The organism is Streptomyces sp. NBC_01445 (genome assembly GCF_035918235.1).
Lineage (GTDB): Bacteria > Actinomycetota > Actinomycetes > Streptomycetales > Streptomycetaceae > Streptomyces.
The window spans coordinates 9,628,170-9,653,842 of sequence record NZ_CP109485.1; the positions used below are offsets into that span (position 1 = coordinate 9,628,170).

Consider the following 25,673-nt stretch of genomic DNA (forward strand, 5'->3'; position numbering starts at 1 on the left):
GCGACTGTCTGGTGTGGGATACGCGAGGGGGTGGGTGACCTGCCTTCTGGACCTTCTGGATACTAAGCGGTCGGTAATTCCCGTGTCGAGGCATTGACCTTGGTCCCGTGCCCGCACCGGTCTCGTCGAAGCCGGACGAGAAGGGCGCTCCGGCACGGGGCCGGACCGATCAGGCGGCCGCCCAGGGGCCGTTGCCGGACTCGAGGAGCGTCTGCTGCTCCTTCAGCGCCTGCTCGGTGAACACCCGGTAACCGGTCTCAGGCCGGTATCCGTGGATCTCCCGGGTGTCGAGGGCCCGCATGTAGTCGAGTACGGCTTCGTTGACGACCTGCCCGGGGACCAACACGGGGAATCCGGGCGGGTACGGCGTCACAAACGTGGCCGACACGACGTCCCGGCCGCCGGTCATGCCCTCGCGTACCTCGTCCGCCGACAGGTACTCGCACTGTGTCTCGTCGTACGCCAGGTAGAAGGCCCGGCGGATGTCCCCTTCGGGAGTACGGCCTCCCGGCCGGAAGGCGGCATGGAAGGCGCTGAAGTCGGGGAGGGCGACGACCGTGTCCCGGACGGCATCGGCGTCCGGCCGGCGCAGGGCGGGCGGGCCCAACTCGTCCTTGCGGTCCTCCAGTTCCTCGACGATCTTCAGGAGTACCTCGATGAGGTAGGCGAGGGCGCTGCGCGTGGTCCCGATGTTCGTCATGAACAGCAGCGTGTTGCGGGTGCTCTTGTTGACCTGCACCCCGTAGCGGTCCATCAGGTGCTCGTGCTTGAACGTGTCCCCGTCGATGCCCGTGAGACCGATGTGCAGGGTCGCCCGGGTCGGGTCGAGCACGAACTCGTCGTCCTCCCACGCCGCCGACATCCGCGCCAGACCGGTCCGCAGCGGTTGTTCCACACCGGAGGCCCGGAACTCGCGCGGGATCAGGTCGGGCGTCGTCAGGAAGCGCAAGTACCGGCTGAGTACGGGGTGTTGGTCGATCGCATCGCGCAGCACTCCTGCCTGTTCGAGCTGCTTCTGCACCAGCTCGAAGCCCTCCAGCGCGGCCTGTCTTCGGCCCAGGTCGAGAGAGGCGAGGATCTGGTAGTTGGGGGAGGTGGAGGTGTGCGTCATGTACGCCTCGCGGAACGTCTCCGCCGTGCGGTGGCTGAAGTCCTGGTCGAAGACGTGAATCATGGAACCCTGGCGCAGCGACGTGAGGGTCTTGTGGGTCGACTGTGTGGCGTACACCCGGACCCGGGCCTTGGCGGGGTCGGGGACCAGTCGGTGGTCGAGGAGTGTCTCGTCGTCGGGGTCGTCCCCCAACTCCCGCTGCTGCAGGGCGTACTGGTGGGCGAGGTCCTCGCCGCGCAGACTCTCCGTGAGGGTGCGGGCAGCGGCCATGGCGGTGCGCCGGCGGTAGACCGGGTGGAAGCGGGCGAAGGCGAACCATGCCTCGTCCCACAGGAACGCCAGATCGGGCTTGAGTGCCAGGCACTCCTCCATCACCCGCGTCGGGTTGTAGACGATGCCGTCGAAGGTGCAGTTGGTCAGCATCAGCATCTTGACGCGGTCGAGGAGCCCGGCCCGCCGCAGCTCCAGCAGCTTGCGCTTGATCTCCTTCACGGGCACGGCGCCGTACATCCCGTAGCGGTCCAGGGGATAGGCGTCGAGGTAGACCACCTGGGCGCCGGCGAGCATCAGTCCGTAGTGGTGGGACTTGTGGCAGTTGCGGTCCACCAGGACGATGTCGCCCGGCCGCACCAGGGCCTGTACGACGACCTTGTTGGCGGTGGACGTGCCGTTGGTGACGAAGTACGACTGCCGCGCGCCGAACGTCCTGGCGGCGAGGTCCTGGGCTTCCCGCAGCGGGCCCGTCGGCTCCAGCAGGGAGTCGAGGCCGCCCGAGGTGGCGGAGGTCTCGGCGAGGAAGATGTTCAGCCCGTAGAACTCGACCATCTCGGGGATCCAGTGCGAGGTCAGCAGCGAGGTTCCGCGGGAGATGGGCAGGGCGTGGAAGACACCGGTCGGGCGTCTGCTGTGTGCTCTGAGCGCGGTGAAGAACGGTGCGCGGAAGCGTTCGCGGACGCCGTGCAGGATCGACAGGTGGAGTTCGAGCAGCCCTTCGCGCGCGTGGAAGACCCGGGCGAATCCGCTGCTCAGCACGCCGGCGATCCGTTCCACCGAGCCGTCGGTCATGAGATAGAGGTCGATCTCGGGCCGCAGTTCGAGGAGTCGCGCGCCGAGCGCCTGAGCCCGTTGCTCGTAGGGCCCGTCCTGCGCGTACGGGTCGACCTGCGGCTGTTCGACGAGGCCGGCGACGACGCTCAGGTCGTACGGGGACCGGTCGGCGAACCTCCGGTGGATGACCACGGCTTGAAGACCGGGGTTGACCAGGACCGCCATCGTCGCGTCCTCGAAGCTGGGCGCGACGACGATCTCGTACACGAACTCGTCCTCGGCGCGGCGCCGGCCGCGCAGCGAGAGGCGCAGCGCCTCCTCCTCCGCCGCGGTCAGTTCGCCGACGACGAGGACCTCGAAGTACGGCTTGGGCGTTGTCCCGCCCGGCAGCGGCTCCTCCCCGGCCGGAGCGGTCGGTTCGGCCGGGCGGGGCGTCGCGCTGCGGTACGACTCCGTGCCGAGGGCGCGATGCAGTTCGTCCGTGCGCCGGGCCAGGCCGTACCTGTCCTCGGCCGTGCGCAGGCGACGCAGTTCGGCGAAGGCGGTCTTGCCGGGGAAGGCCCAGCAGTTCTCGATCGGCAGCAACTGCCGGAAGAGTCCGTCCAGGAGCTCCTGCGTCGACTGCCGGTGGGCTGCGCCGGAGGTGTCGGACGCCCACCGGCGTGCGAGTTCGGTCAGCGAGCTCCAGGCGTCGGCACGCAGCTGACGGACGCTGCTGTACACGCCGGCGGCCGGTGAACCGGACGCCCCAGCAGGCGGATTGGCGGGTGTGTCACCCATCGTGTGGCTTCCTTGGTTGTGACGTCGTGTCTCGGGACGGCGGAGATCGAACGGGGGGCGCGGCGCGGGATTCCTCACGTGGGCGGGACGACGCGCTGGCCGGCGCTGACGAGGGGAACACTGGAGGTGCCTGATCCGTGGGCACACGGCCGGGCAGCGGATGAGTGAGTGCCCGGCGCGGACGGCGTTCCATCGCTCGTCCGCACCGGGGGCTTCCATCAAGCACCAGGCGCCGGGGGCCGTGCCAGGGCCGCCGCCTGCAATGCGTCTCGTATCCCAGACTTCGCCCGGGTGGTCCGCGGCGGCGCCTGCGCGCGGACGTAACCTCCCGGTATGTCTTCCGTTCCCGCCGCCGCCCAGGTGCTGGCCATCCTCCGCTATCTCGCGGGCCAGGCAGGGCCCGTACCCGCCGCGGCGATCAGCCGTGACGTCGGGCTTCCCCGCTCGACGACGTACCACCTGCTCGACACCCTGGCGCGCGAGGGATTCGTCGTGCACCTGCTGGAGGAGCGACGCTACGGATTGGGCGTCAGCGCCTTCGAACTCGCCTCCGGATACAGCAGGCAGGCGCCTTTCCAGCGCCTGGCGCGGGTACCGCTGGCGAAGCTCGTCGACAGCACGGGCCACAATGCGCACCTCGCCGTACTGCACGGCCGCGAGGTCATCTACGTGATCGAGGAACGGGCGCCGGGACGTGCCCCGTTGGTGACCGAGGTGGGTGTGCGGCTGCCGGCCCACCTCACCGCCAGCGGCCGGGCGGTCCTGGCCCGGCTGCCGCAGGCACAGGTGCGGGCCCTGTTCCCCGACGCGTCGGCCTTCGTCCTGCGCAACGAGTCGGGTCCCGGCTCGCTGACCGCGCTGCGCCAACTCCTCGTGGAGGCACGCCGACGCGGGTACGCCACGGAGGACGGCGAGGTGACACTGGGCTTCGCGTCCGTGGCGGCCGCGGTCCTCGACCACGGCGCACACCCCGTCGCCGGGGTGGCGGTCACCTTTCGCGGCGACGAGGTCGGGGCCGAGCAACAGCGGCGGATCGCCGCGCAGGTGACCCGTACGGCGAACCAACTGAGCCGGCGCATCGGCGGGGTGGCCGACGCGACTGCTCGTACGCAGGTGGCGGGACACCTCACGTAGAAGCCGAACTCCCGCCGCCGGACGGGCCGGCGGCGGGAGTTCGGTCTGCTCGGACCAGGTCGGAACGGTCACAGGGACCGGGTTCGAGTGATCACAGGAACCAGGTCCGATCGGTTCAGCTCAGCGGACCGGTCACCGACTCGGCGGCCGCGAGGGCGCCGCCGGTGGCCACGAACTGCACGGCGGCTTCGATCTCGGGAGCGAGGTACCGGTCCGTGCCGGGGCCCTCGACATCGCGGCGCAGTCCGGCCAGGACGGCCGCCGTGGCGGGCGCGGGGGCCAGGGGGCCACGAAGGTCGAGCGCGCGGGCCGCGGTGAGGATCTCGACCGCCACCACACGGGTCAGGCCGTCGATGGCGCGGCGTAGCTTGCGGGCCGCGGCCCACCCCATGGAGACGTGGTCCTCCTGCATGGCGCTGGAGGGGATGGAGTCGACCGAGGCGGGCGCGGCGAGACGCTTGAGCTCGGAGACGATGCCCGCCTGGGTGTACTGGGCGATCATGTGGCCGGAGTCCACGCCCGGGTCGTCGGCGAGGAAGGCGTTCAGGCCGTGGTTGCGCGCGACGTCGAGGAAGCGGTCGGTGCGGCGTTCGCTGACCGAGGCGACGTCGGCGACGGAGATGGCCAGGAAGTCCAGGACGCAGGCCACGGGCGCGCCGTGGAAGTTGCCGTTGGACTCGACGCGCCCGTCGGGCGTGACGACGGGGTTGTCGATGGCGCTGGCCAGCTCACGCGAGGCGACCGTCTCGGCGTGCGCCAGCGTGTCGCGGGCGGCGCCGTGGACCTGCGGGGTGCAGCGCAGCGAGTACGCGTCCTGGACCCGGGTGCACTCGGGTCCGCGGTGGCTCGCGACGATCTCCGAACCCTTGAGGAGAGCGGTGAGGTTGGCGGCGCTCGAACCCTGGCCCGGATGCGGGCGCAGGGCCTGGAGATCGGCGGCGAACACGGCATCGGTGCCGAGCTGTCCCTCGACGCTCATGGCGGCGGCGATGTCGGCGGTGCGCAGCAGCATCTGCAAGTCGTGTGCGGCCATGACGAGTTGGCCGAGCATGCCGTCGGTGCCGTTGATGAGGGCCAGGCCCTCCTTCTCGTGCAGCGTGACGGGGGAGAGACCGGCGGCGGCGAGCGCGTCCGCGGCGGACATCAGGTCGCCCTTCGCGTCCCGCACCTGGCCTTCGCCCATGACGGCGAGGGCGCAGTGGGCGAGCGGGGCGAGGTCGCCGGAGCAGCCGAGCGAGCCGTACTCGTGGACGACCGGCGTGATGCCGGCGTTGAGCAGGTCGGCGTAGGCCTGGGCGGTGTCGGGGCGCACACCGGTGCGGCCGGTGGCGAGCGTCGACAGGCGCAGCAGCATGAGGGCGCGGACGACCTCGCGCTCGACCTCGGCGCCGGAGCCGGCGGCGTGCGAGCGCACGAGGCTGCGCTGGAGCTGGGCGCGCAGTTCGAGCGGGATGTGACGGGTGGCCAGGGCGCCGAAGCCGGTCGAGACGCCGTAGTGGGGCACGACGTCGTTGGCGAGGTTCTCGACCACCTTGCGGCTCTGGGCTATCTCGCCCAGGGCTTCGTGGGTGAGGGTCACGCGGGCCCCGTGCCGGGCGACGGACACGACATCGGCGACGGAGAGGGGGCCGACCCCTACGAAGGTTTCGTTCATGACTCCATGAAGCCCGAAAACGGAACCGCTTCGTCAGTGGCTGCGGAGGGTTACTGTCTGGGATCCCAGACAGTTGCCGCAAGCGCCGGAATTTCGCGCCGATCGCAGCTGCGCGGGCGGTCTCGACACCACGCAGAAAGGGCCGGCGGAACCGTCGCTCTCGCGGTTCCGCCGGCCCTTGCTGTCGCCGTTATCGCTGGTGCACGGGCTCCGCACTGGCCCTGGAGTCGATCTCGTCCGAGGGTTCCTTGCCCTCTCCGTGTACGACCTGCGGCGCGGCGTCGGCCAATGCCGCCCGCCGGGCACGGGGGCGCAGCCACAGGTAGTACACGCACGTCATCAAGGACAGCCACACACCGCCGACGAGCAGCGCGATCCTGGTGCTGTCCGAGAACGCGAGGAGCACCACCACGCCGACCATGAAGGCGATGGTGATGATCTGGCCGTAGGGCCAGAACGGCGCCGGGTACTTCAGCGCGGCGACCTCCTGCGGGGACATCTTGCGGCGGGCGCTGACCTGGGACAGGAGGATCATCAGCCAGACCCACACCGTGGCGAAGGTCGCGATGGAGGCGATGACGAGGAACACCCGCTCGGGCATGAGGTAGTTCAGGACGACGCCGCAGAGGAGTGCGCCGATCATGATGACGACTGTCATCCACGGCACACCGTTGCGGGACAGGCGGCGCATGACGGACGGAGCCTGGTTGCGCTCGGCCATGCCGTACATGATGCGTCCGGCGGCGAAGATGTTGCTGTTGATCGCGGACAGGGCCGCGATGATGACGACGACGTTCAGCACGGCGGCCGCGGAGGCGACGCCGAGTCCGGCGAAGATCTCGACGAACGGGCTGCCCTTGTCGCCGATGTGCTGCCACGGGTTGAGCGACATGAGCACCGCGAGCGTCAGCACGTAGAAGAGCACGATGCGGATGGGGATCGAGTTCACGGCGCTCGGAATGGTCTTCTCCGGGTTCTGCGCCTCGCCGGCGGTGACGCCGATGATCTCGGTGCCGCCGAAGGCGAACATCACCACGGCGAAGCACAGGACCAGTCCCTGGATGCCGTTGGGCATGAACCCGCCGTTGCTCCACAGGTTGGAGATGCCCGCGCCGCCGTTGCTGCCGAAGCCGAAGACGATGATCGCCAGGCCGGCGAGGATCATCGCGATGATGGCGACGACCTTGGCGAAGGAGAGCCAGAACTCCAGCTCACCGAAGACCTTGACGCTGAACAGATTCATCGCGCCGATGATGCCGACGGCCGCGAGGAGCCAGATCCACCGCGGCACGTCGGGGAACCAGAAGCTCATGTAGACGCCGAGCGCCGTGATGTCCGCCAGACAGACGAAGACCATTTCGAGGGCGTACGTCCAGCCGGTGAGGAACCCCGGCAGCGGTCCGAGGTACTTTGTCGCGTATTCGCCGAAGGATCCGGCGCACGGGCGGCTCACCGCCATCTCGCCCAGTGAACGCAGGACGAGGAAGACCGCGGCGCCACCGATCAGATAGGCCAGCAGGACGGCGGGCCCCGCCGCCTTGATGGACTCCGAGGAGCCGTAGAAGAGACCGGTCCCGATCGCGGAACCCAGGGCGATGAAGCGTATGTGCCGGGATTTGAGCCCGCGCTGCAGGGACGTGGTGTCGGTGGACAAAGCAGGTCCTCCTTGGGAACGCCGAGTTCCGGGTGAGGTGGCGGGGCTGAATCACTTGCCGGTCGACGGCGTTCGTCAGCACTCCCGCATGACGAAGGCCCTTGTATATTCCTGTATATACAGATGAGTCAAGAGGTGGACCAATGGGTGAACGGACAACGGCGTCCAGTGCCTCACCGGCCGTCGGCCGCGCGCTGGACATCCTGCTGCACCTCGCCGGACGCTCGGGCCCCGTCCAGGCCGCGGCCCTGGCCCGCGAACTCGACATCCCCAGATCGTCCGCGTACCACGTCCTCTCGGTCCTGGTGGACCGCGGTTTCGTCACCTATCTCCCCAAGGAGCAGGCGTACGGTCTCGGGGTCGCGTCTTTCGAGATCGGCTCGGCCTATCTGCGCCACGAACCCCTGGAGCGCCTCGCGCGCCCCATCCTGCGCAGCGCCTCGGCCCGTCTCGGACAGACCGTGCACCTGGGCATCGTCCACGGCGCGGAGACCGTCTATCTGCTCAAGGAACGGCCGACTTCGACCCGGTCCGGCGAGGCGGACATCTCCCTCGTCACCGACGTCGGCGTCCGGCTGCCCGCCCACCTGACCGCCAACGGGCGCGCCATCCTCGCCCACGCGTCCCCGGCCCAACTTCGGGCCCTCTTCCCCCGGCAGGCGGATCTCATCACCCGTACCGGCAAGGGACCCCGCTCGCTGTCCGAACTCCTCGACCTGCTGGCCCGCAACCGCGCACGCGGCTGGTCGGAGGAGGTCGAGCTGGTCTCCGAGGGCTTCCGGTCACTGGGCGTCGCGGCCTTCGACCACAACGAACGGCCCGTCGCCGCGCTCAGCAGCACCTGGCAACGGCACTACAGCCGGCACGACGCCGACCACGTCCGCGAGGTCCTGGAGCAGGGGGCAGCACGGCTGACGGCCGCGATGTCCGGCCGACGCCCCCACGCGGGCACACGCACACTCTGAAGGCACACTGACGGCAGAGCCCGAATCAGTGCGCGTCGAACGTCCCCACCAGGCGGTACCGGGACCCGGGGTGAATCAGCCGCGCGACGCTCACGACAGCATCCCCGGACCAGGTGCGGCGCTGGATCAGCAGACACGGCTCGGACGGCCCGATGCCGAGGATCTCGCATTCCTCTGCGGACGGCAGGACCGCCTCGACGATGTGCTCGCCCTTGCCCAGCGGGGCGACCTCGGACAGGAACGTGAACGGCGTACCCGCGGTGAAGTCCTGGTCGAGATAGCCGGGGGCGAAGTCAGGGTGGACGTAACGGTCCTCCAGCTGGACCGCCGCACCGTCCTCCAGGTGCACGACACGTGAGCGGAACGCGCTGCGCCGCCCGTCGAGGCCGAGCTGTGCGCCGATCTCGGGATCGGGGAGCTCCTCGCGCAGGGACAGCACCCTGGCCGAGTAGTCATGGCCGCGGCCCCGGACCTCATCGGCGATGTTGTGCACCCCGGCCAGCGCGGAGCTGCTCTTGCGCCGCGCCACGAACGTGCCCACGCCCATGACGCGCCGGAGCAGGCCGTCGGCGCTCAGCTCGCGCAGGGCCCGGTTGATCGTCATCCGGGACAGGCCCAGCGACTCGACGAACTGACTCTCCGAGGGAAGCGCCTCGCCCTCGCCCCAGCGGCCACCCACGATCTCCCCGGCCACGAGGTCTTTGATCCGCTGATAGGCCGGGGCGGAACCGGGCGTCTGCCGCGCATAGAGCCGGGCGATCTCCGCAGCGTCCACGACCAAGCCGTCCACCGTCCTCGTACCCCATGGATCCGTCGCGCCACATCGCGAACACCACGGCAATCCTAGGCGAGGCGGCCCGCACGGAACCCGCGCCCCGGAGCGGCCCCACATCACCGTCAGCCAGCCACGTTCTCGGATCCGAGAATCTCGGCGACCGCCGCTGGAACGCGTCCTGCGCCTCACCTGTCATGGAACACGCAACTGCACCGCCATCGACCAGGAGAGAACATGACCGGCGTTTCCCCCGAGTCCCGCCACATCCGCGCCCCCCGTGGCAGTGAACTCAACTGCCTCGGCTGGCAGCAGGAGGGCGCCCTGCGCATGCTCATGAACAACCTCGACCCCGAGGTCGCCGAGCATCCCGAAGACCTGGTCGTCTACGGCGGAACCGGCAAGGCCGCACGCGACTGGGCGTCGTTCGACGCGATCGTGCGCACCCTGAAGACACTCAAGGACGACGAGACGATGCTCGTGCAGTCCGGCAAGCCGGTCGGCGTCATGCGCACCAGCGAGTGGGCGCCCCGGGTCCTGCTCGCCAACTCCAACCTCGTCGGTGACTGGGCCAACTGGGAGGAGTTCCGCTCCCTCGAAGCCCGCGGCCTGACCATGTACGGGCAGATGACCGCCGGCTCGTGGATCTACATCGGCAGCCAGGGCATTCTGCAGGGCACCTACGAGACCTTCGGCGCCGTCGCCCGCAAGAAGTTCAACGGCACCCTGGCGGGCACCATCACCCTGACCGCCGGACTCGGCGGCATGGGCGGCGCCCAGCCCCTCGCCGTGACCATGAACGACGGCGTCGCGATCTGCGTCGACGTCGACCCCACCCGCATCGAGCGCCGCATCGCCCACCGCTACCTCGACGTCGCCGCCGACGACCTCGACCACGCGCTGAGCCTCGCCATCGAGGCCAAGGAGGCCCGCCGCCCGCTGTCCATCGGCCTCACCGGCAACGCCGCCGAGGTGTTCCCCCAGCTCCTCGAAATGGGTGTGCCGCTCGACATCGTGACCGACCAGACCTCCGCGCACGACCCGCTGGCCTACCTTCCCGTCGGCGTGAGCGTCGAGGAGTGGCACGAGCAGGCCCGCAAGGACCCCGCCGACTTCACCCGCCGCTCCCGCGAGTCGATGGCCCGCCACGTCGAGGCCATGGTCGGCTTCCTCGACGCCGGAGCCGAGGTCTTCGACTACGGCAATTCGATCCGGGACGAGGCCCGCAAGGCCGGCTATCAGCGCGCCTTCGACTTCCCCGGCTTCGTACCGGCCCACATCCGGCCGCTGTTCGAAGAGGGGCTCGGCCCCTTCCGGTGGGCGGCTCTGTCCGGCGACCCCAAGGACATCGAGGCCACCGACCGCGCGATCATGGAGCTCTTCCCGGAGAACGAGCACCTGCACCGCTGGCTCAAGATGGCCGCCGAGCGCGTCGAGTTCGAGGGCCTGCCCGCCCGCATCTGCTGGCTCGGCTACGGCGAACGCCACCGCGCCGGCCTCAAGTTCAACGAGATGGTCGCGAGCGGCGAGCTGTCCGCGCCGCTCGCCATCGGCCGCGACCACCTCGACTCCGGCTCCGTCGCCTCGCCGTACCGCGAGACCGAGTCGATGCTCGACGGCTCCGACGCCATCGCCGACTGGCCGCTGCTCAACGCCCTGGTGAACACCTCCTCCGGCGCTTCCTGGGTCTCCATCCACCACGGCGGCGGCGTCGGCATGGGCCGCTCCATCCACGCCGGCCAGGTCTGCATCGCCGACGGAACCGAACTCGCGGCGCAGAAGCTGTCGCGCGTACTCACCAACGACCCCGGCATGGGCGTCATCCGCCACGTCGACGCCGGCTACGAGCACGCCGCCTCCGTTGCACACGACCGAGGCGTGCGCATCCCCATGACCGAGGGTGGGGACTCCCAGTGAGCGTCGGCGCCACCATCGAACTCACGGTGGACGCGGCCTCCGAACGCTGGCACGGCCGCGACGACGGCCACGGTGACGAGCACCTGCGCTGGCACCACGCGATCAGCACCGACACCGGCGGCCCGGGACTGTGGGACGCCGCGTTCGTCGGCTTCCGCAGCGACGAGGGCGTACGCCGCAACAAGGGCCGTCAGGGAGCGGCGGACGGTCCGCGCGAACTGCGCGCCGCCCTCTCCTCCATGGCCCTGCCCGCCCCGCTCACGGCGCTCGACGCCGGGGACGTCGAAGTCACCGACGGGGAACTGGAGTTGGGTCAGCACCGCCTCGGGCGGGTCGTCGGCCCGCTCGTCGACCGGGGTGTTCCCGTCGTGGTCCTCGGCGGAGGCCACGAGGTGGCGTACGGCACGTATCTCGGCCTCGTATCCACCCGGGCGGTCCAGGCCGGCGGGCGGATCGGAGTGCTCAACCTGGACGCGCACTTCGATCTCCGTGACGACGTCCGCGCGAGCTCGGGAACGCCGTTCCTGCAGATGGCGCAGGGCGAGGAGCGGCGCGGGCACCGGCTCAACTACCGGGTGCTCGGCGTCAGCCAGCCGAGCAACACCGCGCACCTGTTCCGCACCGCCGACCGGCTCGGCGTGCGCTACCTGCCGGACATCGAGTGCGGTGTGCTCAACCTGCCCGCGATCGACGCCTTCACTGACGAGTTCATCGAGAGCCACGACGTCCTGCACCTCAGCATCGACCTCGATGTACTGCCGGCCGCGGTGGCCCCCGGCGTCAGTGCCCCGGCCGCCCACGGTGTGCAGATGGAGATCGTCGAGCATGTCTGCGCCAGGGTGGCCGCGAGCGGCAAGCCGCTCGTGGTCGACGTCGCGGAACTCAACCCGGACCTCGACACCGACCACCGCACCGCCCGAGCGGGCGCCCGCCTGATCCACCGCATCCTGACGACACACCATGCGAGGACTGCGAAGGTCTGACGAGACCCATCACCGACCGTACGGTCCGTACCCGTGGCCGGGGGAGCGTCGCGCGCCCCCGGCCACGGGCCAGGGGCGCTGGGCGCAATGGGTCTGTGTGTCATGTGGAGGGCGTCGACCGCGCCAACCTGCGGTGGTCGATATTCCACATGCGCCGCGACAGCCGATGCTGAGAAGATCCGGGCATGCCACTCGTCGAAGTCTCGCCCGGAATGTCCCTCGCGTACGAGACGTTCGGCGGTCCTTCCGACCCACCCGTCCTGCTGGTGATGGGCTTCGGCGCCCAGATGATCGCCTGGCACGAGGACTTCTGCCGTGCGCTGGCCGACCGTGGGCGCTATGTGATCCGCTACGACAACCGTGACTGCGGGCTGTCCACCAAGTTCGACGAGCACCCCGTCGACATGGGCCGGTTCATCGCCGCCGTGAGCTCGGGGGACATTGCCTCTGCCCTCGCCATGGTGCCGTACGCATTGACGGACATGGCTGCCGACGGCCTCAACCTGCTCACCGCGCTGGGCATCGAACGCGCTCACGTGATCGGGACCTCGATGGGCGGAATGATCGCCCAGAAGATGGCCATCACCGAGCCCGCCCGGGTACTGACCCTGACGTCGATGATGTCCTCGACCGGCGAACCCGAATACGGCCAGTCCGTTCCCGAGGCCCAAGCGGTACTCCTGAGCCCGAAGCCGGCGGACCGCGAGGGCTACATCGCAGCGGCGGACCGGGAACTGCTGTGGGCGTCCAGGCGATACGGGGACGCCGCACTCCTGCGTGAGCTGGCTGCCAGGAGCTACGACCGGGCGTACTACCCGGCAGGCGTCGGGCGTCAGCTCGGAGCGATGATCCTCGACGGCTCGCGTGCGGAGGCACTGCGGACCCTTCGGGTACCGACTCTGGTGATCCACGGCTTGGACGACACACTGATCGCCCCGAGCGGTGGGGAGCGCACCGCGGAACTCGTCCCCGGAGCGAAGCTCTTGCTGATCCCCGACATGGGCCACGACCGCCCGCGCGAACTCTGGCCCGAGATCATCGGCGCGGTGCGGACGCACACTGAAGTGTAGTGCGGGGGACTGACTGTCGGCGACATCAACTCCCTCTGCCTACGAGGTTGTTGGTGGGGCTACTGATCTCCGACGGTAACGGTGCTCGTCTGCTCGAGGTGGGCCTCGATCAGGGCGATGGTGGCCGCCGAAAGCCGGCTGTGGCCGCCGGGCGAGGCCATGGCCGTTGCGTACGGCGCCGCCTACACCGACGCGGCCATGTTCTGTTCGAGCCTCGGCGACGCCGTGGAGGGAGTGTCAGCCTTCCGCGAGAAGTTCCCTCTCCTCGCGCAGCCTGCCGCCGATATGCCGCCGTTCTACGGCGGCTGGATCGCTTCGACGGCATCCTGAGCGCCGTCCACCTTTCGATGGTGATCGGGTTCGGGACGGGCCGGTGTGCCGTCATGGTGGACACGCCTGCCGAGGTGATCCCCGCGAGGGAGCGTGCGATGACGAAGGCCACACGGACCGCGAACACTCCGGCACCACCGTGGCACTCGCCCTGATCTACCTCGACGACCAGGTCGTCTTTTCCGGGGGAGGGCACGGTGCTTTCCTCCGTGATCCCCCTCGGCCCCGGAACGGCCTGACCTCGGCCGGATGCCGGGCGCGCACGCCGGACACCAAGACCGGCACGGCCACCGCCCGGAGTACTCGCGAGCTCTCCGGAAGGTGCAGCCACAGGTGGGTGGGCACGGCGTTGCGGCACTGAGCTACCGATGGCTGCAACAATCTCGATATATCCAAGATGCGCCTTTGATCCCTCGACGTTTACTGATGCAAACTGTCCAAGTCCCAGGACCGGCTGATCGCTGGAGGACGAGCGTGGGCACGCTGACCGTTTCGGGCTCGCTCACCGCCCGCATGGTCCTCATGGTCACCGCCTTCACCGGTGCCATGGTCCTGACCTCTCCGAGTGTGCTGTCCGACGCAGTCCTGGCCTGCGTCGCCGTCCGGGCGACGCGTCGGCGAACAGCGCAGCTACGGCCGGGCCCCACCTCGGCCACAGAAGCGCGGTGACCCCGTGCCACGCTCTCGATCGGAACTCCCTGACACACCTCCGGGGCTGTCGCCCACACGGTGGCTCCTCCGGGTGGCACTCGACGATCCGCAGTGCCTCCCGGAGACCCTGGCCGCCTTCGCGGTGCGGCGGCTCGGCCCAGCCGCTGCCCGCTCGGTCGCCCGTATCAGGAAGGACCACCCGGATATGGATCCGGCAGGGCTCCGTGCACTGGTGACGGCCAGGGGGCGGCGTGCCACGGTCTCCGAAGGCGCCTTCGTGGGTGGCCCGTTCCTGCTTTTCGTACCTGTCGCGTTCTGCGCTGCGCTGCTCAGGCAGGCCCGTACGGTCCTGGAGCTGGCCGCGCTGAGAGGCGACGATCCCACGGCCGACGACCGCGCCGCCGAGCTTCTCGTCCTCCAGGGCGTGCACGAGAACCCCGTCCGGGCACGGGAGGCTCTCAGGGTCTGCCACGGGGAACACTCGGCCACCCGCAAGCGGTCCGCGCTTCGGCATCCCGTCGTGCTGTGGAACCTGACCCTGCGCATGGCCCGGGTGCTGGGACTGCTCACGGCGCCCGAGCGCACCGGCTGGTCACACAGGCTGGTGCAGGCAGGCCGATGGGTTCTGTTGGGGCTGGTGTTCGTGGTGGGCATCGTCGCCCCTCTGGTCTGGCTGCCCTACATGGCGATGTCGTATCACCAGGCCACCACTCGGTTGACGGACCGGGCCACAGCCTTCTACTTCACCGATTCCGCGCTGGTCTCCCGGCGGCGGTCGCACCTCGACCCTGCCTCGCTCGCCGGCGCCGCCCGCACCCTCCTCTCCCTTCTGGTGCCGGTCGCCCTGGTCGCGGCCACCCTCGTCACGGGCGTACGGATCGCCGGCAGCAGTTGGCCGGTCGTGGGCATCCTCCTGTTCACTGCCTCCGTCGCGGCCGGCGCAGTGTGGCACTGGCGTCGGCGCCGCCACAGGAAATCCGGCGGGTGACAGAGGGCGGGAAGCGGAGGGCATTCGCCAACTCGGCTTCCTGCCCCTGGTGCGGCCCGCCGAGTTGTGGGCGGGCCGGCGGCCGGGTCCCGGTGGGTACGCTCGACTGCATGGTGCAGAGCGGCGCGGAAGACGTCGACGGGTATCTCGACGAGGTGGCGGAGGGGCGCAGGGAAGCCCTGACCAGGCTGCGGCAGCTGTGTTGTACGGAGCTCAAGGGGTTCGAGGAGGTCATGGCGTACGGAATGCCCGCATACGTGCGGGACGGCGCTGCCGAGATCGCCTTCGCGAGCCAGAAGCAGTACGTCTCGTTCTATCTTCTGCGGTCTGATGTCCGGGAGGCGTTCACAGCGCGGCTGGCTGCGCAGGACATGGGCAAGGGCTGCCTGCGATTCCGGAAACCGGAGGGCATCGACTTCGACTTGGTGCGAGACCTGTTGAGGGCTACCGCGGCCGCGTCGGGCAAGAGCTGCTGACGGCCGGGGCAGGCGACGCCGCAAGCACGCCGCGGCCAGGCGTCAGCTGGCTCCATCCTGAACCGCCTCTGGCGCTAGTTCCCTTCGGCTGTCGACCGAATTCTCAGCCGCGCTCGCGGAGGTATGCGTCCAGCTCTGCGGCCCCGGTCAGCATCGCCCGCCCGCGGGCGGACAGCCGGCCCCGCCAGTCGCACAGTGCGGCCTCCAGCGGCTCAAGGCCGCCGGCCGCCCGTACTTGGGCGATCAGCGGGGCGATCTGCTCCAGCAGGTAGCCGCCCCGCCTGAGTTGATGGGCGAGCCGGGCGTCCCGTACGTCGGCGTCGTCGTAGACCCGGTACCCGGTCCGCGCGTCGCGGCGCGGGTGCACCAGCCCGGCGCCCTCCCACTTGCGCAGGGTCGCGGGCCGGATTCCGAGCTTGGCTGCCAGCGGCCCGATGAACGTGCCGCCGGACCCGGTCACGGCAGCCGGCTCGGACCCCGCACCGGGCTCGGGCGCGGTGGTGGGATCCAGGTCGACAAGGGCGTTCTCCACGGCCTGAAGGGTCCGGCGGTCGTCGAGGAGCTGGGCGTGGCTCTCGTCGACGAGGCGGAACGCCTCCTCGGCCGCGCCCTCGTTCAACGCCCGCATGATCGATGTCGCCCTCTGGTGACCGTGGCCGGGCAGCAGGGCGAGGAACGCGCGCAGGGCTCCCGCGTGCAGCGAGGTATAGGTGCGGTAGCCGTGAGGTGTGCGACGGGCGGCCGGAAGGATGCCGGCCTCCTCGTAGTTCCTGACCGCCTGGGTCGACAGGCCGTGCTCGCGCGCCAGATCAACCGGCCTGAGCCGCACCCTGCTTTGAAGGTCTGATCCCATGAGCCTGCCGAATCCTGCCGGTATCGCGGAAAAGTTTCAAACGAAGGTTCAACGATAGCGTTTAAGGCATGGCTACGGACATCAAGGACACCGCCCACGCTGTCGAAGCGGCCGCCGTCATGAGGCTGCTCCCGGCCCGGCCGCGGCTGCTCGCTCTGGGGGAGCCCACTCACGGTGAGGACGCTCTGCTCGACGTGCGCAACGAGCTCTTCCGGCAACTCGTAGAGCAGGAGGGCTACCGGACGATCGCGATCGAGAGCGACTGCATGATGGGCCTGGTCGTGGACGACTACGTCACCACGGGCACGGGCACCCTCGACGCAGTCATGGCGCACGGATTCAGCCACGGCTGGGGAGAGTCTGCGGCCAACCGCGAGCTCGTACGTTGGATGCGTGCCCACAACGAGGGTCGGCCCGAGTCCGAACGGCTCCGCTTCGCCGGGTTCGACGGCCCGCTGGAGATCACCGGCGCCGCGAGCCCCCGGCAGGCTCTCACCGCACTTCACGGCTACCTCTCGGCCTGGGTGGACGCGAGCCTGCTTCCCTGCACCGCGGAGACACTCGACCGTCTTCTCGGCGCCGACGCCCCGTGGACCAATCCCGCGGCGATGCTGGACCCGGCCGAGTCCGTGGGGCAGTCGGCCGAGACGAGGGAGCTGCGGATGCTCGCCGACGATCTGGTGGCGCTGTTCGACGAGCAGACACCTCACCTGATCGCTGCGACATCGCGGGACGACTGGGACCGGGCGCGCCTGCACGGGCGTACCGCAACGGGCCTGCTGCGCTACCACTTCTGGATGGCCCACACCTCACCGAGCCGCATGACACGGCTGGTCGGCCTGCGGGATTCGATGATGGCCGCAAACCTCCTCGCCCTCGCCGAACGGGACCCGGCACTGATCCACGCCCACAACGGCCATCTCCAGCGGGACAAGAGCACGATGCGGATGGGCGGCCAGTCGCTGGAGTGGTGGAGCGCCGGCGCGCTCGTGAACTCCCAACTGGGCGAGGGGTACGCCTTCCTGGCCACGGCCCTCGGCACGATCCAGCACCAGGGAGTGGACACCCCGCCCCCGGACACCGTCGAAGGACTCCTGTACGCCCTCCAGGAGGACCTCTCTGTCGTCTCTGCCCACGGCCTGACCGCCGCCCTCGGCGACACGCAGCCGACCGCCCGCGTGTCCCCCTACTACGGCTACGCCCCACTCGATCCGGCCCACCTGGACGGGTACGACGGGATCGTGTTCGTCAAGGACGTCCCGCGGAGCTAGCGTGCGCGACGACCCGATCGATGCGGCGGCGCCAAGAGCCGGTTCGGCTCGTCCGCGTTCGACATGAACAGGCGGGCCGAACTCGACCTGTCCGCACGGTCGGTGACGGTGCCCAGGCCACGTATTCCTGAAGGCAAGGCCGGCGCGGCCCCCGCGTGATCGAGACGGGCACACGTCACCCCAGAGCGGCCAGCTGATGATGTACCGCGGCGGTGGTGCGCGCGGTCTCGCCCGTGGCGAGCAGGTCCAGCATCGCGCCCCGCAGGACAGCGAGTACGAGGGTGCGCTGGGTGAGAGCGGCCTCGGTGTCACGTAGCGCGGCGGGCTGGCCGACGGCGAGCAGCGCCAGCCAGTCGCCGACCGTGTCGCGGGCGAACCCGGCCCACGGCCCGTCGGGTTCGATGAGGGAACGGGCATAGCTCTCGACCCACAGCGTCAGGAGCCCGCGGTGAGCCTCGTCGGAAAGCCATCGCCACAACTCCAGGGCGACAGGCTGCAGCCCCTCGCCCCGGTCCTGTGACTCGGCGACCCGCTGCATGTGTGCCAGTTCGTCGGCTCTGGCCCGCGCGAGCAGGGCGCGGATCAGGCCGTCCTTGCTGCCGAACAGGTAAAGCAACACGCGCGGGCTGGAGTGGATCTCCTCGGCCAGCGGGCGCAGGGACAGCTCGCCCAGGCCGCTGCGCAGGGCATAGGCGTAGGCCGCTTCCAGCAGCTCCTGCCGTCGCGGGGAGGGGGTTGGTTCGGATCGGCTCACCGCGTTAGTCTACTGAAACAGTCGTTTCAGTGAGCGGGACTGGAGGCGAGGCCGACATGGCAGAGCGCGAGACGGTTGTCCGGGCGCTGGGCCGGCCCGGCGACCTGGGCTGGGTGGTGATGGCGCACGGTGAGTTCTACGACCGAGAGTTCGGCTGGGACACCGGCTTCGAGACGTTGGTCAGCCGGATCGTCGCCGACTACGCCGAGGGGAAGAACCAAGGTCCGCAGGCGGCCTGGATCGCCGAGGTCGACGGAGCGCGGGCCGGCTGCGTGTTCTGCGTTCGCCATGACGACCGGACGGCGAAGCTGCGCCTGCTGCTCGTCGACCCGAACGCACGCGGCCTTGGCCTGGGAGCCCGCCTGGTCGAGGAGTGCCTGAGCTTCGCGCGGGAAGCCGGGTACGAGGCGATCACCCTGTGGACCAACGACGTGCTCGGTTCGGCCCGCCGCATCTACCAGAAGCACGGCTTCGAACTCGTCGCCGAAGAGCCCCACCACAGCTTCGGCCAGGACCTGGTCGGGCAGACCTGGCAGCGCAGTCTTTGAAATCCTCTGCCCCGTAAACGGGGCAGAATCCCATCCGTGTCAGAGTGCGACTGGATGGGTGGTTGACGCTTCACGGCCTGCCCACTGGCTAAGGCTCCACGTCCTGACACCCACAATTTCCTGGGGCGTTTGGTACTTGGTGGCTATCTCGATGTTGAACGAGCCGTTGGTGTCGGCGTTGCCGGACCAGCCGCAGGTCTCGTTTTTGCACACGAACACGGCCTGGGTCTCGCGGTTGCCTTCGGTGATGAAACCGCAGGCGTGGCAGCGGCGTGAGGTGTTCGGGGCGGGGACCTTGATCAGGTGTCCGCCCCGATCGGAGAGTTTGTATTCCAGCAGGGTGACCGTTCGGCCCCATGCCTCTGCGCTGATCGAGCGGTTGAGTTCGGCTTTCTGCCGGACGTTTCTTCCCGGCTCCTCGGCGGTGCCTCTGGCTGACTTGACCATGTTCGTGATCTTGAGTGCTTCGACTCCGACGACGCCGAACATGTCGGCGATGCCGGTGGTCGTCTTGTGCTGCCAGTCGAGGGTGCGGCGCTTGGCTCTCGCGTTGTACCCGGCGATCAGGCGGTTTGTGCGGCGAAGCCGGTTCGAGGTCTTCTCGCCCGGCTTGCGGTGTTGCTTCTGTCGTTCGCGGGTGCGCTCCAGACGACGCAGGCGCTCGGCTTCCTTCGGCCTCAGCCACTTGTCGTGGTCTCGGAACGTCCCGTCCGAGAGGGCCATGGGGCGGCTGATACCGACGTCGATGCCGACGCCGGGACCCTTGTGGGGCTTCGGCTGGTCCACGGTCAGCTCGGTGCGGAACACGATGTGCCAGCCGAGGGCATCCTTGACCAGACGGGCCCCAGTGACGCGAGCGGCGGGGCTGCTCTTGGTGGTGCCGGGGAGGTCTTTGGTCCAGCGGAAGCGGACCAGGCCGACCATCGGTACCCACACCTGGCCCCAGCGGCGGTTGATGCGCGTGATGCGCAGGTCGCGCCCCTGGGGAATGTCGACGGCCGCGCGGGTGCGGAACCGGGCCTTGAAGTTCGGCTCCTGCGCACGCCCTTCCCAGCAGTTCACCCAGGCCCGCATGTACGTCTTGAGGATCTGCTGTGCGGCCTGGGCGGGGAGCTTGGCGAGCCAGTCGATTTCCTTGCGGGCGCGGCGTATCTCCGCGTCCATGCGGGACAGCGACCGTTGGCACTTCGGCGTCATCGTCCACAAGTCGTGCAGCAGGTTCCACATCGCGCGGGCGGCGTGGCCCTGGTCTTCGATCTTCCACAACTGGACGGGGGTGAGGTCAAGCCGGGCCTTGTGGCCGCGTTGCTGCTTCAACTTCCCTCCCCGGTCGGCTCGTTGATCGGTACGCTGCTCATCCTACGCTTGGTGCATGTCACCACGATGGGAAGCAGCGCCCGACATCAGGCGCGGAGCACACGTTGTCTACAACCTGCATGTGCACTTGGTGTTTGTGACGAAGTACCGGCGGAGCATGATGGATGGCGCCATGCTGACGCGCTGCGAGGAGATCCTGCGCGAGGTCTGCGGGAGCTTCGATGCGGAGCTGAAGGAGTTCAACGGCGAACGCGATCACGTGCATCTTCTGGTGCACTACCCTCCGAAAGTCGCGCTCTCGAAGCTGATCAACAGCCTGAAGGGCGTCAGCTCGCGGTACCTGCGGCAGGAGTTCACCGGCCAGGCCAACCGGGCCATCATGCACGGCCGATTCTGGTCCCGCTCCTACTTCGCTGGCTCATGCGGCGGAGCACCGATATCGGTGGTCCGTCAGTACATCGAGCAGCAAAAACGCCCGTACTGACCTGCGGGTCCGAGCAGTCTTGAGATGGCCTACACCCCCCGCCTGAAGGCGGGGGCACTGGCCAAGATCATCGGTAGGAGGGCGTCAGGGGTGGCGGGAGGGCGACCGGACTGCTGGTCTGGGGCGCGCTCACGATGGCCGGACTCGCAGTCGTGCTGGCCGCCTCGCCCTCGACATACCTGCCCGTGCCCGGCCCATGGGGAGCCCGTGGCGGACCGGCTTGGTCAGCAACGTCCTCAATCCCGAAGATCACCGTCTCCTGCACCGGACTGCTCCCCACGCCGGCGCCGCCCCAACTTCTGGCTGCCTTGGCCACGATGCTCCTCGTTCTCCGCGCCGCACTCACGCTCGCCCTGGCTGGGCAGTTACGTGTTCCTGCTGTCCAAGGCGGAGCGGCCCCCGGAGGATCCGCGGATCCGCAGAGCGCTGGGGCGGCGGACCACAGGCGTCGTACTGATCGGCTTCGGCTTCGGCTTCGGCCTCGTGGTCGCGACCGTCTCCGTCTGAGTTCTGACCGGGGGCGGGCGATGGCGTGCTCGACGAAGGCGCGGACCTGTGTTCCACCGGTCACCGCCCTGCCGCCCCAAGTCGGGGGCGACCGGATTCATCGTGACGCAGCATTGTCGGCAGGGTGGCTGCCTTTGGGCACTGTCACGTCGGCCTCTCCGTCATCCGGTGCGGGTGTGCGGACGAGTCGCACCAACAACGGACCGATCAGGGCGAGTGCGGCCAGCACAAGGATGGCTGCCGAGAGGGGTCGGGTGACGAAGACGGTCCAGTCGCCCTCGGCGAGGGTGAGGGCGCGGCGGAACTGGGTCTCGGTCAGGGGGCCGAGGACAGCGCCGAGGACCAGAGGGGCCACGGGGTATCCGGTGCGGCGCATCAGGAAGCCCAGGACACCGAAGGCGAGGGCGATGGCCAGGTCGAACGGGTTCTGGGAGAGGGCGTAGACGCCGAGCGCGGCGAAGAGCAGGATTCCGGCGGTGAGCAGGGGGCGTTCGATCTTCAGGAGCTTCACCCAGAGCGGGATCATCGGCAGGTTCAGGGCGAGGAGCACCACGTTGCCTATGTAGAGGCTGGCGATCAGCGTCCATACCAGCGTCGGCTGGGTCTCGAAGAGCTGTGGTCCGGGCTGGACGTTGTACATCTGGAAGGCGATGAGCAGCATGGAAGCCGTCGCCGAGGTGGGGATGCCGAGGGTGAGCAGCGGGACCAGGACACCGGAGAAGGCGGCGTTGTTGGCGGCTTCCGGGCCGGCGACGCCTTCGATGGCACCCTTGCCGAACTGCTGCTTGTGCTTGGAGAGTCGGCGTTCCAGGTTGTAGCTGAGGAACGTGGGGATCTCCGCGCCGCCGGCCGGGAGCGCACCTATGGGCAGGCCGAGTGCGGTGCCGCGCAGCCAGGGCTTCCAGGAGCGTCGCCAGTCGTCGCGGGTCATGCCGATGCGGCCGCGCAGCGGCAGCGGATCGGGGTCGGGTGCCCGGCGCAGCCGGGCCGCGGTGTGCAGGGCCTCGGCGATGGCGAAGAGGCCGACGGCGACGGCCACCAGGGCGATTCCGTCGAAGAGTTCGGGGACGCCGAAGGTGTAGCGGGCCTGCCCGGTGAGGCTGTCGATGCCCACAAGGCCGATGGCGAGCCCCAGGAAGAGGCTGCACAATCCGCGCAGCGGGGCCTCGGCCACGACCGCGGTGACGGTGGCGAAGGCGAGCACCATGACCGCGAAGTACTCGGCGGGCTGTATGTGTTCGGCGATGGCGGAGAAGGCGGGCCCGGCGAAGGTGATGCCGACGGTGGAGATCGTGCCGGCGACGAAGGAGCCGATGGCGGCGGTGGCGAGGGCCGCGCCGGCCCGGCCCGCACGGGCCATCGGGAAGCCCTCGAGGGTGGTGGGAACGGAGGCCGTCTCGCCAGGCACGTTGAGGAGGATCGCGGTGGTCGATCCGCCGTACATGCCTCCGTAGTAGATGCCGGCGAACAACACGAGCGCGCCGACGGGGTCGACGACGTAGGTGACGGGCAGGAGCAGGGCGACGGTGGTGGCGGGGCCGAGTCCGGGCAGCACACCGACCAGGGACCCGAGCAGGCAGCCGGCGAAGGCGAGCAGCAGGTGCACCGGGCTGAAGGCGTTGGCGAATCCGTCGCCGAGGTGGGAGAGCACGTCCATGGGTCAGAACGCCAATCGCAGGTAGCCGGGCGGGAGATGGATGCCGAGGAGCCGGTCGAAGAGCAGGTACGCGGTCACGGCGAGGGCGAGTCCGATGAGCGCGTCGCGCACGGCTCGGCGGCTGCCGAGGACACGGGCGACGACAGCGAACAGGACCGTGCTGGTCTGCCAGTAGCCGAAGAACTCAAGGGTCAGGCAGTACGCGGCGAGGGCAGCGACCAGCAGGCCGACCGGACGCCACTCGGTGACCCTGGCCTCCTCGCGGGCCGCGCTGTCCTGGGTGGGGTCGGTGCCGCGGAAGCACTGCACGGCGTTGAGGGCGGCGACGACGGTGAGCCCGGCGCCGACCAGGAGGGGGAAGGCGCGCGGGCCGACGTCGGTGCCTTCGGCGAGGGCAGCGTCGGGGATGGTGAAGGCAAAGGTCAGCACGGCGAATCCGGCGACGAGGAGGGCGGCAGCCGTGATCCGGGGCGCGAGCGGACGCCTGTTGTCGGGCATGGGTGCGGGGGTGGTCATCCGAGCCCGACCTCCTTCAGGACGCCGCCGACCTGGCCGCGCTGACGGTGGATCAGATCGCCGAACTTCTTGCCGGGCAGCCAGACCTCGTCCCAGTCGTTCTCGCGCAAGGTGCGTTTCCAGCAGTCGGTGTGGCGCATCTTGTCAATGAGCGCGACGACCGCGCGCTGTTCCGTGCGGTTGAGCCCGGGCGGGGCCATCACGCCGCCGATGGCGTCCACGGCGTCCTTGCCGTAGCCGAGGTGCTCCAGTGTGGGCGGCGTTCCGAGATCCTTCGGTGAGTCCCCGCCGCTGACCGCGAGGATGCGCAGCTTTCCGGCCTCGACCTGGGGGCGGATCTCGGAGAGCGTGGAGAGCCCTGCTGTGGCGACACCGCTGAGCAGCATGTTGAGGACCTCGCCCCCGCCGCCGGTGGGCACGTACGTGACCTTGTCGGGGGGCACATGCGCGGATTCGGCGAGCGAGGCGACGGTGATGTGGTCCGGGCCGCCGAGCGACCCGCCGACCCACTTCGTGCCGCGCGGGTTCTTCGCCATCGCCCGCATCAGGGAGGCGAAGTCACGGTGCGAAGAGTGGGCGGGTACGACGATCGCGGTGGTGGAGACGGTGAGGCCGGCGACCGGGGTGAGCTGGGTGAGGGAGACCGGGGAGTGGTTCTGGATCTCACCGCCGAGGAGGGTGACGGTGTCCATGGTCATCAGCTGGTACGGGTCGTCGGCCCGGCCCGCCATCCGTGCCAGGCCGATGGTTCCGGCGGCGCCCGGGGCGTTGGACACGGTGATGTCCTGACCGGTGATCCCACACTTGTTCAGGGCCGAACCGATGCCACGGGCACGGGAGTCGAAGCCGCCGCCGACACTACCGGGGGCGAGGATCGCCAGTCCCCGGGCGGGGTAGTCCTCGACGGTGGCGCCGGAGTCGACCGGGCCGAACGCGCAGCCGCCGAGGGCGGCCGTGAGCGCGGTGGCGAAGAAGGCGAACAGCACCGGTCGGCGCGGGCCGGGCGGGCGGGGAACCGGCCCGGGGGGAACGAACGGGGACATGGATGAGCTCCAGCGCGGAGGGGGCGGGTATGGGGAAGGTGTCGGGGGATCCTGCGTGCCCCGGCGTCGCGGCAGCAAGAGGATTGACAGTAAGCAATCAATCCTTGAGGGTCGGCGGATGCCCGTCGTGATCGAACCAGGTCCTGATCCGGACCGTGCCGTGGCTCCGCGGCTCTCCCCGCTCGCCGAACTCTGCGCCTGCCTGCACGCCCTGCAGACACCCGGTCACCATCCGGCCAGTCGCCGTTGGGTGGACGCGGTACGGCAGGACGCCGACCCCGCGCTTCTCGCCCGGGCCGCCGCGCTGTCGCCGCTGTGGAGCGCTTTCCGGGCCCGTTATCTACTGCCGTTGTCGGCGGGCGTCGAGCGCTCCCTCGAGGAGGAGATCGCTGACATCACCACCCTGGATCTGGAGCAGTTCACCGGGATGACGGCGCAGGCGCTGCTCGGGAAGAACTCGCCGCGGCCCGGGGCAACGCTCGAGAAGCCGGACCGGTTCCTGTCGCGGCTGCGGCAGCATGCCGAGGAACGGTTCACGCTGGGCGCCCGGCTGCTGTCCGACCCCGAGGGGCTGCGCGACACGGTCACCGGGTTCCTCACCGCGGCGGGCGAGGAGTGGTTCGGCGCGGAGTGGGAGCGGCTGGCCGGCCCGCTGCGGGCGGAGGTCAGGGGCCGGTTCGCGGAGCACCGGAACGACGGGGTGGCGGTGCTCGCCTCGTTCCCGAGCGCGCGGCTGCTGACAGATCCGCCGCGGATCGAGTTCGAGAAGCTGTACCGGGCACGGGTGCCGCTGGCAGGCACGGACTGTCTCCTGACGCCGTCCCTGCACGTCAACCCGCATCTGGCGATCAAGCACTATCCGGGCTTTCCGGTGGTGGTGCAGTATCCGGTGCGGGGGCCCGGCAGCATGGGCCCGCCTTCCCTCGACCTGGTGCGGCACCGAATCAAGGCTCTCCAGGAACCGCTCCGGATCGACCTGTGCCGCACCCTGCTGCGGGAGGCGATGACCACGACCGAACTGGCCGAGCAGTACGCGATGACCCCCCCGCAGATGTCCCGGCACCTACGACGGCTGCGCGAAGCGGGGATGGTGGTCACGCACCGCCGCGGAGCCCAGGTCCACTACCAGCTGGACCAGGAGGCGGTCCGCACCCTGGGGCACGACCTGCTCGCCGCCCTGCACCGCTGAAC

24 protein-coding genes are annotated in these 25,673 nt (G+C 69.6%); 14 read left to right on the forward strand and 10 right to left on the reverse strand.

Going from position 1 to position 25,673, the window contains the following annotated elements; translation table 11 throughout:
* Window positions 1-169: 169 nt before the first annotated feature.
* Complete coding sequence (locus OG574_RS44005; RefSeq protein ID WP_326777817.1) at window positions 170-2,938, reverse strand: aminotransferase class I/II-fold pyridoxal phosphate-dependent enzyme; 2,769 nt, start codon at window positions 2,936-2,938, stop codon at window positions 170-172.
* A gap of 333 nt (window positions 2,939-3,271) precedes the next feature.
* Between OG574_RS44005 and OG574_RS44010 the strand changes: the two genes are divergently transcribed.
* The gene (locus tag OG574_RS44010) at window positions 3,272-4,072 is read left to right on the forward strand and encodes an IclR family transcriptional regulator (protein ID WP_326777818.1); all 801 of its coding nucleotides are present in this window, start codon (window positions 3,272-3,274) and stop codon (window positions 4,070-4,072) included.
* Window positions 4,073-4,187: 115 nt separating this feature from the next.
* Here the strand turns inward: OG574_RS44010 and hutH are convergent, their stop codons facing one another.
* A complete protein-coding gene (gene hutH / locus OG574_RS44015; protein ID WP_326777819.1) occupies window positions 4,188-5,726 on the reverse strand; it encodes a histidine ammonia-lyase in 1,539 nt (512 codons plus the stop codon).
* Between the two features lie 190 nt (window positions 5,727-5,916).
* Entirely contained in the window at window positions 5,917-7,380 is a 1,464-nt protein-coding gene (locus OG574_RS44020; protein WP_326777820.1) for an amino acid permease, read from the reverse strand.
* Window positions 7,381-7,523: 143 nt separating this feature from the next.
* Here OG574_RS44020 and OG574_RS44025 point away from each other — a divergent pair, with 143 nt between their 5' ends.
* Complete coding sequence (locus OG574_RS44025) at window positions 7,524-8,345, forward strand: IclR family transcriptional regulator (protein WP_326777821.1); 822 nt, start codon at window positions 7,524-7,526, stop codon at window positions 8,343-8,345.
* A 25-nt stretch (window positions 8,346-8,370) separates the two neighbouring features.
* Here the strand turns inward: OG574_RS44025 and hutC are convergent, their stop codons facing one another.
* Window positions 8,371-9,120: a histidine utilization repressor gene (gene hutC / locus OG574_RS44030; RefSeq protein ID WP_234374611.1), complete on the reverse strand. Its 750-nt coding sequence runs from the start codon at window positions 9,118-9,120 to the stop codon at window positions 8,371-8,373.
* A 234-nt stretch (window positions 9,121-9,354) separates the two neighbouring features.
* On the opposite strand from hutC, the gene hutU reads away from it, so the two are divergent.
* From hutU to OG574_RS44065, 7 genes are all read left to right on the forward strand, one after another.
* Window positions 9,355-11,034, forward strand: a complete 1,680-nt coding sequence (gene hutU / locus OG574_RS44035) for a urocanate hydratase (RefSeq protein WP_326777822.1) — start codon at window positions 9,355-9,357, stop codon at window positions 11,032-11,034.
* Window positions 11,031-12,017 carry a formimidoylglutamase gene (hutG, locus tag OG574_RS44040; RefSeq protein ID WP_326777823.1) on the forward strand — a complete coding sequence of 329 codons (987 nt, stop codon included), beginning with the start codon at window positions 11,031-11,033 and terminating at the stop codon, window positions 12,015-12,017. The genes hutU and hutG overlap by 4 nt, the downstream gene beginning before the upstream one ends.
* A 185-nt stretch (window positions 12,018-12,202) precedes the next feature.
* Window positions 12,203-13,087, forward strand: coding sequence for an alpha/beta fold hydrolase (locus OG574_RS44045; protein WP_326777824.1), 885 nt, complete (start codon window positions 12,203-12,205; stop codon window positions 13,085-13,087).
* A gap of 117 nt (window positions 13,088-13,204) precedes the next feature.
* Window positions 13,205-13,417 carry a hypothetical protein gene (locus OG574_RS44050; RefSeq protein ID WP_326777825.1) on the forward strand — a complete coding sequence of 71 codons (213 nt, stop codon included), beginning with the start codon at window positions 13,205-13,207 and terminating at the stop codon, window positions 13,415-13,417.
* Between the two features lie 474 nt (window positions 13,418-13,891).
* Window positions 13,892-14,086, forward strand: coding sequence for a hypothetical protein (locus tag OG574_RS44055; protein ID WP_326777826.1), 195 nt, complete (start codon window positions 13,892-13,894; stop codon window positions 14,084-14,086).
* A gap of 73 nt (window positions 14,087-14,159) precedes the next feature.
* The gene (locus OG574_RS44060) at window positions 14,160-15,056 is read left to right on the forward strand and encodes a hypothetical protein (RefSeq protein WP_326777827.1); all 897 of its coding nucleotides are present in this window, start codon (window positions 14,160-14,162) and stop codon (window positions 15,054-15,056) included.
* Between the two features lie 110 nt (window positions 15,057-15,166).
* Window positions 15,167-15,532, forward strand: coding sequence for a DUF1801 domain-containing protein (locus tag OG574_RS44065; RefSeq protein ID WP_326777828.1), 366 nt, complete (start codon window positions 15,167-15,169; stop codon window positions 15,530-15,532).
* 103 nt (window positions 15,533-15,635) lie between these two features.
* On the opposite strand, the gene OG574_RS44070 is transcribed toward OG574_RS44065, so the two are convergent.
* A complete protein-coding gene (locus tag OG574_RS44070) occupies window positions 15,636-16,385 on the reverse strand; it encodes a TioE family transcriptional regulator (RefSeq protein ID WP_326777829.1) in 750 nt (249 codons plus the stop codon).
* A gap of 68 nt (window positions 16,386-16,453) precedes the next feature.
* Here OG574_RS44070 and OG574_RS44075 point away from each other — a divergent pair, with 68 nt between their 5' ends.
* Window positions 16,454-17,656 (forward strand): erythromycin esterase family protein, encoded by a 1,203-nt coding sequence (locus OG574_RS44075; RefSeq protein ID WP_326777830.1) that lies wholly within the window; start codon window positions 16,454-16,456, stop codon window positions 17,654-17,656.
* A gap of 175 nt (window positions 17,657-17,831) precedes the next feature.
* Here the strand turns inward: OG574_RS44075 and OG574_RS44080 are convergent, their stop codons facing one another.
* Window positions 17,832-18,410, reverse strand: coding sequence for a TetR/AcrR family transcriptional regulator (locus tag OG574_RS44080; protein ID WP_326777831.1), 579 nt, complete (start codon window positions 18,408-18,410; stop codon window positions 17,832-17,834).
* A 56-nt stretch (window positions 18,411-18,466) separates the two neighbouring features.
* On the opposite strand from OG574_RS44080, the gene OG574_RS44085 reads away from it, so the two are divergent.
* Window positions 18,467-18,958 (forward strand): GNAT family N-acetyltransferase, encoded by a 492-nt coding sequence (locus OG574_RS44085; RefSeq protein ID WP_326778806.1) that lies wholly within the window; start codon window positions 18,467-18,469, stop codon window positions 18,956-18,958.
* 39 nt (window positions 18,959-18,997) lie between these two features.
* Here the strand turns inward: OG574_RS44085 and OG574_RS44090 are convergent, their stop codons facing one another.
* Window positions 18,998-20,275, reverse strand: a complete 1,278-nt coding sequence (locus OG574_RS44090) for an RNA-guided endonuclease InsQ/TnpB family protein (RefSeq protein ID WP_326777832.1) — start codon at window positions 20,273-20,275, stop codon at window positions 18,998-19,000.
* 55 nt (window positions 20,276-20,330) lie between these two features.
* Here OG574_RS44090 and tnpA point away from each other — a divergent pair, with 55 nt between their 5' ends.
* Together tnpA and OG574_RS44100 are read left to right on the forward strand one after the other, a co-directional pair.
* Window positions 20,331-20,759, forward strand: coding sequence for an IS200/IS605 family transposase (tnpA, locus tag OG574_RS44095; RefSeq protein ID WP_326777833.1), 429 nt, complete (start codon window positions 20,331-20,333; stop codon window positions 20,757-20,759).
* Between the two features lie 369 nt (window positions 20,760-21,128).
* Window positions 21,129-21,266 (forward strand): hypothetical protein, encoded by a 138-nt coding sequence (locus tag OG574_RS44100; protein WP_326777834.1) that lies wholly within the window; start codon window positions 21,129-21,131, stop codon window positions 21,264-21,266.
* Window positions 21,267-21,363: 97 nt separating this feature from the next.
* Here OG574_RS44100 and OG574_RS44105 read toward each other — a convergent pair whose 3' ends face one another.
* Genes OG574_RS44105 through OG574_RS44115 form a run of 3 tightly spaced genes read right to left on the reverse strand, consistent with a single transcriptional unit; the run spans window position 21,364 to window position 24,482 of the window.
* Entirely contained in the window at window positions 21,364-22,923 is a 1,560-nt protein-coding gene (locus OG574_RS44105; protein ID WP_326777835.1) for a tripartite tricarboxylate transporter permease, read from the reverse strand.
* 3 nt (window positions 22,924-22,926) lie between these two features.
* Window positions 22,927-23,439 (reverse strand): tripartite tricarboxylate transporter TctB family protein, encoded by a 513-nt coding sequence (locus OG574_RS44110; protein ID WP_326777836.1) that lies wholly within the window; start codon window positions 23,437-23,439, stop codon window positions 22,927-22,929.
* Entirely contained in the window at window positions 23,436-24,482 is a 1,047-nt protein-coding gene (locus OG574_RS44115; RefSeq protein WP_326777837.1) for a Bug family tripartite tricarboxylate transporter substrate binding protein, read from the reverse strand. Before OG574_RS44115 ends, OG574_RS44110 begins: the two co-directional genes overlap by 4 nt.
* Before the next feature lie 118 nt (window positions 24,483-24,600).
* Between OG574_RS44115 and OG574_RS44120 the strand changes: the two genes are divergently transcribed.
* Window positions 24,601-25,671, forward strand: coding sequence for an ArsR/SmtB family transcription factor (locus tag OG574_RS44120; protein ID WP_326777838.1), 1,071 nt, complete (start codon window positions 24,601-24,603; stop codon window positions 25,669-25,671).
* The last annotated feature ends 2 nt before the right edge of the window (window positions 25,672-25,673 follow it).